Origin of the sequence: Paucibacter sp. DJ2R-2 (assembly GCF_025717675.1) — a bacterium.
In the GTDB taxonomy this organism is placed as follows: domain Bacteria; phylum Pseudomonadota; class Gammaproteobacteria; order Burkholderiales; family Burkholderiaceae_C; genus Paucibacter_A.
In genome coordinates, this window is record NZ_JAJIRT010000011.1 from 95,811 (window position 1) to 110,789 (window position 14,979).

Annotated in this window: 12 protein-coding genes and 1 tRNA gene; all 13 read left to right on the forward strand. The window is 64.2% G+C overall.

The features are described 5' to 3' along the window. Positions 1 to 125 precede the first annotated feature (125 nt). Positions 126 to 2,753 (forward strand): FimV/HubP family polar landmark protein, encoded by a 2,628-nt coding sequence (locus tag LNV28_RS21180; RefSeq protein WP_263520093.1) that lies wholly within the window; start codon positions 126 to 128, stop codon positions 2,751 to 2,753. Between the two features lie 124 nt (positions 2,754 to 2,877). Then, positions 2,878 to 3,663, forward strand: a complete 786-nt coding sequence (gene truA, locus LNV28_RS21185) for a tRNA pseudouridine(38-40) synthase TruA (RefSeq protein ID WP_263520193.1) — start codon at positions 2,878 to 2,880, stop codon at positions 3,661 to 3,663. Positions 3,664 to 3,702: 39 nt separating this feature from the next. Continuing rightward, entirely contained in the window at positions 3,703 to 4,350 is a 648-nt protein-coding gene (locus LNV28_RS21190) for a phosphoribosylanthranilate isomerase (protein WP_263520094.1), read from the forward strand. A gap of 18 nt (positions 4,351 to 4,368) precedes the next feature. Next, a complete protein-coding gene (gene trpB / locus LNV28_RS21195) occupies positions 4,369 to 5,664 on the forward strand; it encodes a tryptophan synthase subunit beta (protein ID WP_263520095.1) in 1,296 nt (431 codons plus the stop codon). Continuing rightward, positions 5,664 to 6,461, forward strand: coding sequence for a tryptophan synthase subunit alpha (gene trpA / locus LNV28_RS21200; protein ID WP_263520096.1), 798 nt, complete (start codon positions 5,664 to 5,666; stop codon positions 6,459 to 6,461). Before trpB ends, trpA begins: the two co-directional genes overlap by 1 nt. Before the next feature lie 34 nt (positions 6,462 to 6,495). Further along, entirely contained in the window at positions 6,496 to 7,368 is an 873-nt protein-coding gene (accD, locus tag LNV28_RS21205; protein ID WP_102766892.1) for an acetyl-CoA carboxylase, carboxyltransferase subunit beta, read from the forward strand. A gap of 100 nt (positions 7,369 to 7,468) precedes the next feature. Continuing rightward, entirely contained in the window at positions 7,469 to 8,836 is a 1,368-nt protein-coding gene (gene folC, locus LNV28_RS21210) for a bifunctional tetrahydrofolate synthase/dihydrofolate synthase (protein ID WP_263520097.1), read from the forward strand. Positions 8,837 to 8,985: 149 nt separating this feature from the next. After that, a complete protein-coding gene (locus LNV28_RS21215) occupies positions 8,986 to 9,876 on the forward strand; it encodes an SPOR domain-containing protein (RefSeq protein WP_263520098.1) in 891 nt (296 codons plus the stop codon). 58 nt (positions 9,877 to 9,934) lie between these two features. Continuing rightward, positions 9,935 to 10,423 (forward strand): CvpA family protein, encoded by a 489-nt coding sequence (locus LNV28_RS21220; protein ID WP_263520099.1) that lies wholly within the window; start codon positions 9,935 to 9,937, stop codon positions 10,421 to 10,423. A gap of 93 nt (positions 10,424 to 10,516) precedes the next feature. Continuing rightward, positions 10,517 to 12,031, forward strand: a complete 1,515-nt coding sequence (gene purF, locus LNV28_RS21225; RefSeq protein WP_263520100.1) for an amidophosphoribosyltransferase — start codon at positions 10,517 to 10,519, stop codon at positions 12,029 to 12,031. A gap of 23 nt (positions 12,032 to 12,054) precedes the next feature. Further along, entirely contained in the window at positions 12,055 to 13,272 is a 1,218-nt protein-coding gene (locus LNV28_RS21230; protein ID WP_263520101.1) for an O-succinylhomoserine sulfhydrylase, read from the forward strand. Next, positions 13,269 to 14,702 (forward strand): glutamate--tRNA ligase, encoded by a 1,434-nt coding sequence (gene gltX, locus LNV28_RS21235; RefSeq protein WP_263520102.1) that lies wholly within the window; start codon positions 13,269 to 13,271, stop codon positions 14,700 to 14,702. The genes LNV28_RS21230 and gltX overlap by 4 nt, the downstream gene beginning before the upstream one ends. 123 nt (positions 14,703 to 14,825) lie before the next feature. Beyond that, a tRNA-Ala gene (locus LNV28_RS21240) sits at positions 14,826 to 14,901 on the forward strand. Positions 14,902 to 14,979 lie beyond the last annotated feature (78 nt).

Genomic DNA, 14,979 nt, shown 5'->3' on the forward strand with positions numbered 1-14,979 from the left:
GATGGCATCGTGAGCGCTGTTGAGCGGAGAATACTGATCGTCGAAACAGGCGGACACCCGTTGGTGCCCGCCTTGTTGCTTTGGGGGATGCCTTGAAACTACACAAAAGCGCCTTGGGTAGCGCAATGAGCCGCACATGGGGCCGTTTTTCGCTGACCCATATGGCGGCTGCTCTGTTGGCTGCAGCCAGCAGCGGAGCCTGGGGTCTGGGTCTGGGCAAGCTGACGGTGCAATCTGCACTCGGCGAAACGCTCAAGGCCGAGATCGACATCACCAGCATCAGCGCCGAAGAGGCCGGTACCCTGAAGGTGCGCGTCGCTCCGCCCGAGTCCTATCGGGCCACCGGTGTCGAGTACAACGCCGTGCTGACGGGCACGCAGGTGCAGGTCTTGCGCCGCGATGGCCGCAATGTGCTGCGTGTGAGCAGCGACCGTGCGGTTCAGGAGCCCTTTGTCGATGTGATTCTTGAGCTCACCTGGGCCAGTGGCCGTTTGGTGCGCGAGTACACCTTGTTGTTCGATCCGCCGGCCAGCCCCAAGCCCACCAGCGCAGCGCCTGCCGTGGCCGCTGCCCCGGTGATTTCCTCCGCTCCGGCTGAAGCCACGCCGCTGCCGGCCAGCAGCCGTCCACGCCTGGATCCACGTCCTGCTGCATCCGCGCCTGTGCCTGCGCCCGCCGTGGCCGAAGCCCGCCCGCGCACCGAAGCGCCGGCACGCCCGGCCAGGAGCAATGAAGCGCCTGCCTCCGAATATGTGGTCAAGCCCGGCGACAGCCTGTCGCGCATCGCCGGCAAGACGCAGCCGGCCGGTGTTTCGCTGGACCAGATGCTGGTGGGTCTCTATCGCAACAACGAAGACGCCTTCATCAACGGCAATATGAATCGCTTGAAGGCCGGCAGCGTGCTGCAAGTGCCTTCCGCGGACAGCGTGTCCTCGCTCAGCACGGCCGAGGCGCGCCAGGTGATTCGCGCACAGAGCGCCGACTTCAATGCCTACCGCCAGCGACTCAGCGGTGCCGCCCCAACGATCAAGCAAGACGAGAGTGATCGCCAAGCCAAGGGCCAGGTTCAGGCTGCGGTGGAAGATCGCAAACAAGCCGTTGCGCCGACGCCTGACAAGCTGACCCTGAGCAAGGCCGCTGCGGCCGATGCGAAGCTTGCCAAGGTGTCCAAGGACACTGAGAAGAAAGACTCGGCGGCTCGCGTGGCCGAGTTGACTCGCAATGTGGAAGAGCTGAAGAAGCTGTCCAGCGCGGCCAAGCCGGCGCCTGCGCCTGCGCCAGTGGCGGCTCCCGCTCCCGCGCCAGTTCAGGCCCCGGCACCGGCCCCAGCTCCGGTCCCAGCACCGGCTCCGGTTGTGGCTGCGCCTGTACCGGCACCCATGCCGGCTCCTGCCCCGCTGCCGGCACCCGTGGCATCCAAGCCCTTGCCCAGTACCGTGGCTCCGGCGGCGTCCAAGCCGGCCAGTGCGGTCATGCCGGCGGCGCCCGAAGTCGCTCAGCCCGGTATCTTGGAACAGCTGCTGGACAACCCCTTGCTGCCCCTGACCGGACTGCTGTTGCTCGCGGCCGGCGGCTTTGGTTTCTACCGCTTCCGCAATCAAAAGGCCCAGGCCAAGTCCGACACGGGTTTCCAGGAAAGCCGTCTGCAGCCGGATTCCTTCTTCGGCGCCACCGGCGGCCAGCGTGTGGACACGCGCGATGCGGCCAACGGTGCCTCGTCGATGAACTATTCGCTGAGTCAGCTGGACGCCATCGGCGATGTCGATCCAGTGGCCGAGGCCGATGTCTACCTGGCCTATGGCCGCGATCTGCAGGCAGAGGAAATCCTCAAGGAAGCCTTGCGTGCCAACCCCGAGCGCATGGCCATCCGGCTCAAACTGCTCGAGGTCTATGCCAAACGCCGCGACACCAAGGGCTTTGAGCAGTTGGCCATCCAGCTCTATGCAGAGACCCAAGGCCGTGGCGATGACTGGGCCAAGGCTCAGGAGCTCGGCCGCCAGATCGACCCAGAGAACCCGCTCTACCAGCCGGGTGGTGCGCCGAGTTTGCCGGCCAGCGGGCGCGAGGTTCATCCCGAGCCCATGGACGCCAGCACCATGCCTCACACGGTGACCGCGGGCGGCCATCTGGCCACCGAGCCGCTGGGTCGCAATGCACCGGACACGGGTCCGACCAGTGTGTTCGACCTGGACTTGGATCTCGACCTGGATTCACCGCCGGCCGCACCGGCGCCGTCGCCGATTTCCATGGAAGCCACCCAGGCTCTGCCGACCACAGTCGATCAGGCGCCCATGGCCATGGACTTCGACTTGTCGCCGCCGGCGACGCCGACTCAAGCGGGTGGAGCCGATCTGGAATTTGATCTGGACGATCTCGACGACGATCGCCCGGCCACGGTCACGCCGGAAGCGGCCGGCGGCGCGCTGGACTTTGATCTGTCGTCCATCGACCTCGACCTGCCGGCCACGCCCGCCATTCCGTCCGCCGAGTCTTCGGCCCTGGAAGGCGATCTCGCGGCCGAGTTCGATGCCTTGATGAAAGAGGCTCCGGCCACTGCAGCTCCGGCCATCCCGGACATCGCTGACTTGGGCCTGGACGATGGCGACCCGCTGCTGCGTCAGCTGGAGTTGGCCGATGAGTTCCGGCAGATTGGTGACACCGAGGGCGCGCGCGAAGTGCTGCAGGAGCTGATCTCCAAGACCAGCGGCGGTCTACGCGACAAGGCTCAAGCCATGCTCAACGAACTGCGCTGAGGCCTGTGGCATGCTTCGAGGCGCTCGGCCTGGCCGAGCGCCTTTTTCATTGGGGAGTGCTTTGATGTCGATCGTGTCTGGGGTGGAGCAGGGCCAAGTCCTGCCGGCGGGGCAGGCGGAAGCTCTGCAGCGCGTCGCCCTGGGCGTCAGTTATCGCGGCCAGGCCTATCACGGCTGGCAGAGCCAGAACGACCGCCAGACCGTGCAGGATGTGCTGGAGGCAGCGCTCAGCGAATTCGCCGATCGCGAGGTTCGCACCATCTGCGCCGGGCGTACCGACACCGGGGTGCACGGACTCAACCAGGTGGTTCATTTCGATACCTCGGTGCGGCGCGAGCCGGCTTCGTGGGTGCGGGGCACGAATCGCTACCTACCGGCCGATGTGGCTATTCAGTGGTGTGTGTTTCCGCCGGACGACTTCCATGCCCGTTTTGCGGCGCGCGGCCGGCGCTACAGTTTTCTCTTGCTGGAATCGGTGGTGCGGCCGGCGATTGAGGCTGGCGCCGTGGGCTGGGTGTTCCGCCCGCTGGACATGGCCGCCATGCAAGCCGCCGCGGCGCTGCTGCTGGGCGAGCATGACTTCAGCAGCTTTCGTTCCTCGCAATGCCAGGCGAAATCGCCGATCAAGACCATGCGTGCGATCGAGATCACTCGGCGCGGCGCCTACTGGCGTTTCGATTTCGACGCCTCGGCCTTTCTTCACCACATGGTGCGCAATTTGATGGGTTGTTTGATCGCGGTGGGCAATGGCAGCCGGCCACCGGCGTGGGTGGGTGAGGTGCTGGCGGCACGCGAGCGCAGCGTTGCAGCACCGACCTTTCCTCCGGACGGGCTCTACTTCAAAGGCCCGTACTACGATGCGGATCTGCAGATTCCGACCCACACCGCAGCCATGGACTGGTTGCCTTGAGTGTGCTGTCAACTCCTATTCTTTGAAGCCAGAGCGCCCATGAGCCGTACCCGAATCAAGATCTGCGGTCTGACCCGCGAGGCCGATGTGCAAGCGGCCGTGTCGGCCGGTGCCGATGCCATTGGCTTTGTCTTTTATGCCAAGAGCCCGCGTTTCGTGAATCCGGCTCGTGCAGCTGAACTTGCTCGCTTGTTGCCGCCCTTCGTGACGCCGGTGGGCTTGTTCGTCAATGCCCGTGAAGCCGAGGTCCAGGAAGCCCTGGCTGCTTTGCCGCAGATGCTGCTGCAGTTCCACGGTGATGAGAGCGCGGCCGACTGCGAGCGCTACGGCCGGCCCTATCTCCGCGCTGCGCGCATGGAGCCGGGCTTTGATTTGTTAAACTTCGCCCAACAGTTTTCAACAGCACAAGCCATCCTGCTCGACGCCCATGTCGAAGGCTATGGCGGTGGTGGAAAGGTTTTCGATTGGTCACTCATTCCAAGAAACGTGCCCTCTCCAGTCGTTTTGTCTGGTGGGTTGCATGCCGGAAATGTGCTGACTGGCGTGCTTCAGGTCCGGCCCACGGCCGTTGATGTGAGCTCCGGCGTCGAGCAGGCCAAGGGCCTGAAAGACGCCACCCTGATCCAGCAGTTCTGCGCCGCCGTGCGCGAGGCCGATGCCCAAGTGGCCGGTCTGGACTGCGCCTGAAGAGAAGCACGCCCTACCATGCAAGACTACGCCCAGCCCGATGCCCAAGGGCATTTCGGCCCCATCCATGGCCAAACTTATGGCGGCAGCTTTGTCGCCGAGACCCTGGTTCACGCCCTCGACGAGCTGAAAGAGGCCTATGCCCACTACAGCAAGGACCCGGAATTCATCAAAGAGTTCAAGCGCGAGTTGGCCCATTTTGTCGGCCGCCCCAGCCCGATTTATCACGCCGACCGCTTGAGTCGTGAGCTCGGTGGTGCCCAGGTTTACCTCAAGCGCGAGGACTTGAACCACACCGGCGCGCACAAGATCAACAACACCATCGGCCAAGCCTTGCTCGCCAAGCGCATGGGCAAGAAACGCATCATTGCTGAGACTGGCGCCGGCCAGCATGGCGTGGCCACGGCCACCATTTGCGCTCGCTATGGCATGGAATGCGTGGTGTACATGGGCAGCGAGGACGTCAAGCGCCAGAGCCCCAATGTCTACCGAATGAACCTCCTGGGCGCTCGCGTGGTGCCGGTGGAGTCGGGCTCCAAGACGCTGAAAGACGCGCTCAATGAAGCCATGCGCGACTGGGTCACCAACGTCGAATCGACCTTCTACATCATCGGCACCGTGGCCGGCCCGCACCCGTATCCGATGCTGGTGCGCGACTTCCAGCGCGTGATCGGTGACGAGTGCCTGACGCAGATGCCCGAGATGATCGGCCGCCAGCCCGACGCTGTGATCGCCTGTGTGGGCGGCGGCAGCAATGCCATGGGCATCTTCTACCCCTACATCCCCCATGCCGGTACGCGCCTGATCGGCGTGGAGGCAGCCGGGGAGGGCATGGACAGCGGCAAGCATGCAGCCACGCTGAGCGCCGGCAGCCCGGGTGTGCTGCATGGCAACCGCACCTACCTGCTGCAAGACGACAACGGCCAGATCATCGAAACCCATTCGATCTCGGCTGGCCTGGATTACCCTGGCGTCGGCCCCGAGCATGCCTACCTCAAGGACATCGGCCGCGCCGAGTATGTGGGCGTGACCGATGCGGAAGCGCTGGCCGCCTTCCATCACCTGTGCCGCACCGAGGGCATCATCCCGGCGCTGGAGTCCAGCCATGCGGTGGCTCATGCCATGAAGCTGGCACCGACGATGCGGCCCGATCAGCACCTGCTGGTCAATCTGTCCGGCCGTGGCGACAAGGACATCGGCACCGTGGCCGATCTGTCCAAGGCCGAGTTCTACTGCCGGCCGTCTTGCAAAGGGCAATCGGTCAAGGGTGGTGAACAGCCGGTCCATGTGCTGACGTCGAAAGGAGGCCTGTGATGAGTCGCATCCAAGCCACCTTCGCCCGTCTGGCCGCGCAAGGCCGCAAGGCCTTGATCCCTTTCGTCCACACCGGTGATCCGTATCCCGAAACCACGGTGCCGCTGATGCGCGCCATGGCCGAGGCCGGCGCCGATGTGATCGAGCTCGGTGTGCCCTTTTCCGACCCCATGGCCGACGGCCCGGTGATCCAGCGTGCGGCCGAGCGGGCCTTGCAAAAAGGCATCGGTCTGGCCCGTGTGCTGGCCGATGTGCGCGAATTCCGCCAGGCCGACGATGTCACGCCGGTGGTGTTGATGGGCTACGCCAACCCGATTGAGCGCTACGGCATTGCCCGTTTCGTTGACGATGCGGCGGCGGCCGGTGTCGACGGCGTGCTGGTGGTGGACTATCCGCCCGAGGAGTGCGAAACCTTCGCCGGCCTGCTGCAGGCGCGCGGCCTGGACCCGATCTTCTTGCTGGCGCCCACCTCGACCGAGGCGCGCATGGCTCGCATCGGCAAGATCGCCAGCGGCTACGTCTACTACGTTTCGCTCAAGGGTGTGACGGGCGCGGGCCACCTGAACACCGCGGCCGTGGCCGAGATGATCCCGCGCATTCGCAAGCATGTCAGCGTGCCGGTGGGTGTGGGTTTCGGCATCCGTGATGCGGCCACCGCCAGGGCCGTGGCCGATGTTTCGGACGCGGTGGTGATCGGTTCTCGCCTGGTCGAGCTGCTGGAGACGCAGACACGCGATAATGTCGCTTTGACGGGTGCCCAGTTCATCCGCGAGATCCGCGCTGCGCTCGACGCGTAGCCTGACCTGAGAACCAGAACAAAGGAGTCTGCTTGTGAGTTGGCTTGAGAAACTGTTGCCGCCCAAGATGCAGCAAACCGACCCGACCGAGCGCCGCATGGTGCCGGAAGGTTTGTGGATCAAGTGCCCGTCCTGCGAGACGGTGCTCTACAAGACCGATCTGGAAAAGAACGTCAACGTCTGCCCCAAGTGCAGCCACCACCACCGCATCGGTGCCCGGGCTCGCCTGGACGCCTTCCTCGATGGCGAAGGCCGCTACGAGATCGGCCAGGAAGTGCTGCCGGTGGACGCGCTGAAGTTCAAGGACAGCAAGAAGTACCCCGATCGCCTGAAGGAAGCGCTGGAGCACACCGGCGAAACCGACGCGCTGATCGTCATGGGCGGCGCGGTGATGACGCTGCCGGTGGTGGTGGCCTGCTTCGAGTTCAACTTCATGGGCGGCTCCATGGGTTCGGTGGTCGGTGAGCGCTTTGTGCGTGGCGTGGAAACCGCCATCGAGCAAAAGACTCCGTTCATTTGCTACACCGCCACCGGCGGCGCCCGCATGCAGGAAGGCCTTTTGAGCCTGATGCAGATGGCCAAGACCAATGCGGCCCTGACCCGCCTGGCCAAAGCCAAGCTGCCCTACATCAGCGTGCTGACCGACCCGACCATGGGCGGCGTGTCGGCCTCCTTTGCTTTCGTCGGTGACGTGGTGATCGCCGAGCCCAAGGCGCTGATCGGCTTTGCCGGCCCGCGCGTGATCGAGAACACCGTGCGCGAGAAGCTGCCCGCTGGCTTCCAGCGCGCCGAGTTCCTGATGGAAAAGGGCGCCGTAGACATGATCGTGGACCGCCGCGAACTGCGCGAGACCATCGCCCGCTCGCTGGCCATGCTGCAACGCCAGAGCTCGGACGCCGTGGCCTGAGCTGCCTTGGCGGCCGCTGTCTGAGCCCTCGCTCCTCTCCCCACACGGCCAGGCCCACAAGGTCTGGCCGTCTTTCTTTGCTGGAAGCGTTTTCTTCGCCATGACCTCTCAGAACCTCACGCCCGTGCCTGCCACTCTGGACGACTGGCTGGCCCATTGCGAACGTCTGCATCCCAAGACCATCGACATGACCCTGGAACGGGTCACCACCTTGCGCGAGCGCCTCGGCTTGAACTTCGAGCCGCCAGTGGTGGTGGTGGCCGGCACCAATGGCAAGGGCTCGACCTGCGCCATGCTGGAGTCCATCGCCTTGCAGGCGGGCTACCGCGTGGGCCTCTACATCAAGCCGCATCTGGTTCATTTCCAGGAGCGCTGCCGGGTGGGCGGGGCGCCGGTGGAGGCCGAGAGCCTGCTGCCGCATTTCGCGGCGGTGGAGGCGGCGCGCGGCGAGATGACGCTGAGCTACTTCGAGTTCACGACCCTGGCCATCATGCGCCGCCTGGCGGCCGAGCCGCTGGATCTGGTGATTCTCGAGGTGGGCCTGGGTGGGCGCCTGGATGCCGTCAACTGCATCGACGGCGACTGTGCCGTCATCACCAGCATTGACCTGGACCACACCGAGTACCTGGGGCCGGACCGTGAGTCGGTGGGCCGCGAGAAGGCCGGCATCATGCGCGCCGGCCGCACCGTGATCGTCAGCGACCCCATGCCGCCGGACAGCCTGGCGGCACGCGCGGCCGAGATCGGCGCCGATCTGCGCCAGCTGGGCGTTGATTTCAGCTACAGCGGCGACCGCCAGCAGTGGCAATGGTCGGGCCGCGAGCGCCGCTTCAGCGGCCTGGCCTATCCGGCGCTGCGCGGCGTCAATCAGCTGCTCAATGCGGCCGGCGTGCTGGCGGTGTTCGAGGCCTTGTACGAGCGCTTGCCGATCAGTGCGCAGGCGGTGCGCACCGGCCTGGCCTTGGTGGAGTTGCCCGGGCGCTTCCAGGTCGTGGCCGGCCAGCCGGCCCTGGTGCTGGATGTGGCGCACAACCCGCATGCGGTGGCGGCCCTGGCCCAGAACCTGGACCAGATGGGCTTCTACCCGCGCACGCATGCGGTCTTCGGCGCCATGGCCGACAAAGACCTGGCCAGCATCTTTCAACGGATGGCCCCGCTGGTTGACGTCTGGCATTTCTGCAATCTGGAACTGCCCCGTGCCGCCAGCGCCGCCGATTTGCAGGCTCAGTTCGCAGCCCTGCAGGCCGATGGGCGCCTGAAAGCCCCGCCGCAGGTGCGCCTGCACACCCATGCGCAGCCGCTCGACGCCCTGTCCGCCGCGGCGGCCGAGGCAGACCCCGCTGATAGAATTCTGGTCTTCGGTTCCTTCTACACAGTGGGTGGCGTACTCAAGAACGGTGTCCCCCGTTTGCAGTCCCACAAACCGCCGTCAGAAGCGGTGCCGCCACCGCAATTCCCCACCGCCTGATCGGGCTGGGTCGCCAGATTCGTCCGGCGGCCGGGCGGGGTGTTCGGTGCGGTGCTGATGCGCCGAGGCCGGTTGCCTCACCCGCTCCGGTGCTTCGCTTTCCATCGTCAACGCTGTCCTTCACCTCGGCGCAGGCCGGATTTCTTGCCATGGGTTTGCTGTCCTTTTTCAAGCGCGACAAGGCCGCACCGGCTGCCAAGCGGGTGTCGGATTCGGCCGATGCGGTGCAGCAGCTGCGCCTACGCGCCCGCCATCGCTTGATCGGCGCCGCGGTGCTGGTGGGTGTGGGTGTGATTGGTTTCCCGCTGGTGTTTGAAACTCAGCCGCGGCCGATTCCGGTGGACCTGCCGATTCAAATTCCCAGCAAGGATGGTGCGGCGCCGCTGGCAATTCCGCAGCCTCGGCCTGCTCAGGCTCAGCCGCAACAGCAAAGCTTGCCGCCGCTGGCCGCTGCGGATCACCCTGGGCTGAATGTTGCTCCAGCCAGCGCCAGCGAAGGCAAAGTGGCGCCGGCCGCCATCCCGACGCCTGCGCCAGTTCCTGCGGCTGCCAAGGCCGCCGAAAGAGGCGCCGAGCAGCCTTCGGTCAAACCGACTGAAAGATTGATCGACAAGCCGACCGAAAAGGTGGCGGACAAGCATGTCGACAAGACCAGCACCAAGCCTTTGCTTGATAAACCCGCAGACAAAGCTGCAGAAAAACGCAGTGCAGCCGCCAGCGACAACTCCAAGCACAGCCCCGAAGCCGCCCGTGTGCAAGCCTTGCTCGAAGGCCGCAGCGGCAGCAGCAAGCCCGCCGATGCTGCAGCAAGCACCCGCCACATCCTGCAGATTGGCGCCTATGCCGACAGCAAGTCGGCGCAGGAGGTTCGCATGAAGGTTGAACGCTTGGGCCTCAAGACCTACACCCAGGCCGTGGACACGGCCGCCGGCAAGCGCATTCGCGTTCGCCTGGGGCCCTACGCCAGCCGCGAAGAGGCCGACAAGGCTGCGGCCAAGCTGAAATCGGCCGGCTTGTCGGCAGCGGTACTGACGCTTTGATGCGGCGCAACCTGCTCTTGCGGACAAGCGCGCAGCCTGCGATGGAGCGCGCTGCGGTATGAGCTGGGTGGATCTGACGCTGTTGGGCTTGCTGCTCTTGTCCGTGCTGGTCGGCGTATGGCGCGGCCTGGTGTTTGAACTGTTGTCCTTGGCCGGTTGGTTTGTCGCTTATCTCGCGGCGCCACATGTGGCGCCCTGGCTGCAGACCTTCTTGCCGCAGCAGCGTCTCGGGCCCAGCCTGAGTGCGGGCCTGGGGCTGGTCTTGAGTTTTGCCCTTGTCTTGTTGCTGTGGGGCCTGGGTGCGAAACTGCTGCGGGCCTTGATCCAGGCCTCGCCGCTGAGTGTTTTGGACCGTTTGGCGGGCGCCGGATTCGGCGCGCTGCGTGGGCTGTTGGTGGCTTTGCTGTTGGTGGTGCTGGTGCAGATGACGCCGGCCGCGCAGTGGCCGGCCTGGCAAGAGTCGCGGCTGGCGCCGCAGCTGCATCAGGTGCTGGGCGCCTTGAGGCCGCTGCTGCCGGAGGCGGTGGTGAATCGATTGCCGGCCTGAGCCACAAGCTTGGGCCGGTGTGAATTTGAGCGGCGCCTCGCGGCGCCGCTGGGTATTTCGTAGACAAAAGTCTCATCCAGAGAAGGAAAAGCCATGTGCGGCATCGTTGGCGTGATCTCCCGTTCCCCTGTCAATCAGCTGATCTATGACGCTTTGCTGTTGCTGCAGCACCGCGGTCAGGATGCTGCGGGCATCGTCACGATGCAGGGCAACAAATGCTTCATGCACAAGGCCCGCGGCATGGTGCGTGATGTCTTCCGCACCCGCAATATGCGCGCGCTGCCCGGCACCATCGGCCTGGGCCAAGTCCGCTACCCGACCGCCGGCAATGCCTACAACGAAGAAGAGGCTCAGCCTTTCTACGTCAATGCGCCTTTCGGCCTGGTGCTGGTGCACAACGGCAACCTGACCAATGCGCAAGGGCTGAAGACCGAGCTGTTTGACATTGATCGCCGCCACATCAACACCGAGAGTGACTCCGAGGTGTTGCTCAATGTGTTGGCCCACGAGCTGGAACAGGTGGCTCGCGATCTGCCGCTGACGCCTGACGGTGTGTTCAAGGCGGTGCGAGCCGTGCACAAGCGCATCAAGGGCTCTTATGCCGTGATCGCTTTGATCGCAGGTCATGGACTGCTGGCCTTCCGTGATCCTTATGGCATTCGCCCGTTGTGCTTTGGGCAAGCGGCCGATGGCGAGTACATGGTGGCGAGCGAAAGTGTGGCCTTGGAAGGCAATGGTTTCCAGCTGGCCCGCGATGTGGCGCCCGGCGAAGCGTTGTTCGTGGACATGAACGGCACGCTGCACACCCAGCAATGCGCGGAGAACCCGACGCTGAACCCCTGCATGTTCGAGTTCGTTTACCTGGCTCGCCCGGATTCGGTGATGGACGGCATCTCCGTCTACCAGGCCCGCCTGAATATGGGTGAGACCCTGGCCCAGCGCCTGATCTCGACCATGCCGCCCAGCGACATCGATGTGGTGATCCCGATTCCTGAATCGAGCCGCCCCTCGGCCATGCAGCTGGCGCATCGCATCGGCAAACCTTACCGCGAAGGCTTTGTGAAGAACCGCTACGTCGGCCGCACCTTCATCATGCCGGGGCAGGGCGCTCGCAAGAAGTCGGTGCGCCAGAAGCTCAACGCCATCGGTCTGGAGTTCAAGGGCCGCAATGTGCTGCTGGTCGATGACTCCATCGTGCGCGGCACCACCTCCAAGGAAATCGTGCAGATGGCCCGTGAAGCCGGTGCGCGCAAGGTCTACCTCGCCTCGGCCGCGCCGCCGGTGCGCTTCCGCAATGTCTACGGCATCGACATGCCGACCAGCGAAGAGCTGGTGGCGCACAACCGCAGCATCGAAGAGATCCGAGAGTTTATTGGCGCCGACGCGCTGATCTACCAGGATGTGGACGCAATGAAGCGCGTGGTCGCGGCCCTGCAGCCCAACTTGCAAGGCTTCGAGGCCTCCTGTTTCGACGGGCGCTACATCACCGGTGATGTGACCGCCGAAGACTTCGCCAAGCTCGAAGCCCAGCGCCGCAGCCAGGGTGATGAAGAGGACGGCCCGGCGCGCAGCCGCTTGGCGCTGCAAAGCGGGGGTGATGGCCAATGAGTTTGAGCGATGAAGCCCGCCGCATGGCCCGCGCGACGCTGCCCGAAGGCCTGCGCCCAGAAACCCTGGCGGTACGCACGGCCTTGCCGCCCAGCCAGCACGGCGAGAACTCCGAGGGCTTGTTTCTGACCAGCGCCTATGTGCAGCCGGATGCGGCCACCTCAGCCCAGCGTTTTGCCGACTCGGGAGATTTCACCTACTCGCGCACCAGCAACCCGACGGTGCGCAGTCTGGAAGTGCGCCTGGCTGCAATGGAAGGCACCGAAGCTGCCATCGCCACGTCCACGGGCATGAGTGCCATCCTGTTGCTGTGCATGGGCTTGCTCAAGGCGGGCGACCATGTGCTGTGCTCGCGCTCGGTGTTTGGTACCACCATCAATCTGTTCGCCAAGGAGTTCGGCAAGTTCGGCGTCGAAACGACTTTTGTCTCGCAGACCAATCTCGATGAATGGCGCGCGGCCCTGCGCCCCAACACACGCCTGCTGTTTGCCGAGACGCCGACCAACCCGCTGACCGAAGTCTGCGATATCCGTGCCTTGGCTGACATCGCCCATGGCGCTGGCGCGCTGCTGGTGGTGGACAACACCTATTCCACACCAGCGTTGCAGCAGCCCACACGCTTTGGTGCAGACCTGGTCATGCATTCAGCGACCAAGTACATGGACGGCCAAGGCCGCGTGATGGGCGGCGCCCTGTGCGGCACCAATCGCCTGATCAAAGATGTATTCGGCCCGGTCATGCGCACGGCCGGCATGGTGCTCTCGCCCTTCAATGCCTGGGTTATTTTGAAAGGGTTGGAGACCTTGAGCCTGCGCATAAAGGCGCAGAGCGAACAGGCGCTGGCTGTGGCGCGCTGGCTGGAAGCCCGGCCCGAGGTGGCGCGTGTTTATTGCCCGTCTTTGCCCTCGCATCCCCAACATGAGTTGGCCATGCGCCAGCAGTCAGGGCAGGGCGGGGCGGTGCTGTCGTTCGAGTTGAGGGCTGACACGCCCGATGCTGCACGCGCGGCGGCCTTCCATGTGATCAACAGCACCCGCGTGCTCAGCATTGCCACTAATCTGGGCGACACCAAATCCATCATCACCCATCCGGCCACCACCTCGCATGGCCGCCTCAGCGAGGCCCAGCGTCAGGCCGCAGGCATCAGCCAAGGTCTGATTCGCCTGGCCGTCGGTCTTGAGCATGTTGACGACATCACCGACGACCTGAACCGCGGCCTTTCCACTTTGAACAGCTTATGAGCCAACACGCCAACACTCCCGTGCGCACCCGCATTGCGCCGTCGCCGACCGGTTTCCTGCATCTGGGCACGGCCCGAACGGCCCTGTATTCCTGGGCCTACGCCCGCCATTACGGCGGCAAGTTTGTACTGCGCATCGAAGACACCGATGTGGCGCGCTCCACCCAGGATTCGGTCGAGCAGATCCTGGCATCGATGAAGTGGCTGGGCCTCGATTACGACGAGGGTCCGATCTACCAGATGCAGCGCCTCGATCGCTACCAGGCCGTGGCCGAACAGTTGATTTCTGAGGGCAAGGCCTATCGCTGCTACTGCACGCCGGCCGAGCTGGACGAAACGCGCGAAGCTCAACGGGCACGCGGTGAAAAGACCCGTTACGACGGCCGCTGGCGTCCCGAGCCCGGCAAGGTCTTGCCGCCGGTGCCGGCCGGCATAGCGCCCGTGGTGCGCTTCAAGAATCCGCTGGACGGCGACGTCACCTGGGACGATCTGGTCAAGGGCCCCATCACGATCAACAACCGCGAGATCGATGACTTGATCATCGTTCGCCCAGCGGCTGCAGATGCACCAGCCGGCAGCTTGGGTGTGCCGACCTACAACTTCGCCGTGGTGGTGGACGACTGGGATATGCAAATCAGCCATGTCTTCCGCGGCGACGAGCATGTCAACAACACGCCTTGGCAGATCAATATCTTCCGTGCCCTCGGCGCACCGCTACCGGCCTTCGGGCACGTGCCGGTGATTCTGGGTGACGATGGCCAGAAGCTGTCCAAGCGCCGCGGCGCCGTCAGCGTCACGGCTTACGAAGAAGGCGGTTACCTGCCTGAGGCCATGCTGAACTACCTCTCGCGCCTGGGCTGGAGCCATGGCGACGACGAACTGTTCAGCCGTGAGCAGCTGGTGTCGTGGTTCGATGGCAGCCATCTGAACAAGAGCCCCGCGCAATGGGACCCGGCCAAGCTGGAGTGGGTCAACAGCCAATACATCAAGCAGGCTGATGACGGCCGCTTGTCTGTTCTTGTGGCGGCTCAGCTGGCATCACGCGGCATGCAGGCCGATGCTGCCAAGCTTGTACCGATGTGCGCCTTGTTCAAGGATCGTTGTTCCACGACCGTGGCGCTGGCCGATTGGCTTGCCATGTACTTCGGTCCGGTCAGCCCTTCGGCCGAGGACTTGGCTGCTCATGTCACTGACGCAGTGAAGCCAGCGTTGGACACGCTCGCAGACAAGCTGCAAGCCTTGGTTGAGTGGAGCAAGCCCGCAATTGCCGTGGCCATCAAGGAAACCATCGCAGCACACGGTCTGAAGATGCCTCAATTGGCCATGCCGGTGCGCGCTTTGGTGTGCGGCCGCGTGCAAACGCCCAGCGTCGATGCGGTGCTGGAACTGTTCGATCAAGAAATTGTTGTGAAACGCTTGCGCTCCTTGTGAAAAACATCCTATACTCTACGTCTTGCTTGAACAGCGCGAAACTTTAGATGTCTCGCGGTGCTTAGGGGAGTTGAAAGGTCTGTAGAGACTGCTTGACTGTCTGAAGTGCTGAAAAGAATCGTCGGGGGTATAGCTCAGCTGGGAGAGCGCTTGCATGGCATGCAAGAGGTCAGCGGTTCGATCCCGCTTACCTCCACCAAATTCAATATGGAGTTTGTGTGGCGCGCGGTTCATGTGCAAAAGTTTTGCGATATACTGCAGAGCTTGAATATATAGA

Bases quoted from the DNA above. Each gene is read 5' to 3' on its own strand.
- LNV28_RS21215 (WP_263520098.1), top strand. From the start codon at position 8,986: ATGGGTTTGCTGTCCTTTTTCAAGCGCGACAAGGCCGCACCGGCTGCC.
- folC (WP_263520097.1), top strand. From the start codon at position 7,469: ATGACCTCTCAGAACCTCACGCCCGTGCCTGCCACTCTGGACGACTGG.
- LNV28_RS21220 (WP_263520099.1), top strand. From the start codon at position 9,935: ATGAGCTGGGTGGATCTGACGCTGTTGGGCTTGCTGCTCTTGTCCGTG.
- trpA (WP_263520096.1), top strand. From the start codon at position 5,664: ATGAGTCGCATCCAAGCCACCTTCGCCCGTCTGGCCGCGCAAGGCCGC.
- LNV28_RS21230 (WP_263520101.1), top strand. From the start codon at position 12,055: ATGGCCCGCGCGACGCTGCCCGAAGGCCTGCGCCCAGAAACCCTGGCG.
- gltX (WP_263520102.1), top strand. From the start codon at position 13,269: ATGAGCCAACACGCCAACACTCCCGTGCGCACCCGCATTGCGCCGTCG.
- trpB (WP_263520095.1), top strand. From the start codon at position 4,369: ATGCAAGACTACGCCCAGCCCGATGCCCAAGGGCATTTCGGCCCCATC.
- purF (WP_263520100.1), top strand. From the start codon at position 10,517: ATGTGCGGCATCGTTGGCGTGATCTCCCGTTCCCCTGTCAATCAGCTG.
- LNV28_RS21180 (WP_263520093.1), top strand. From the start codon at position 126: ATGAGCCGCACATGGGGCCGTTTTTCGCTGACCCATATGGCGGCTGCT.
- LNV28_RS21190 (WP_263520094.1), top strand. From the start codon at position 3,703: ATGAGCCGTACCCGAATCAAGATCTGCGGTCTGACCCGCGAGGCCGAT.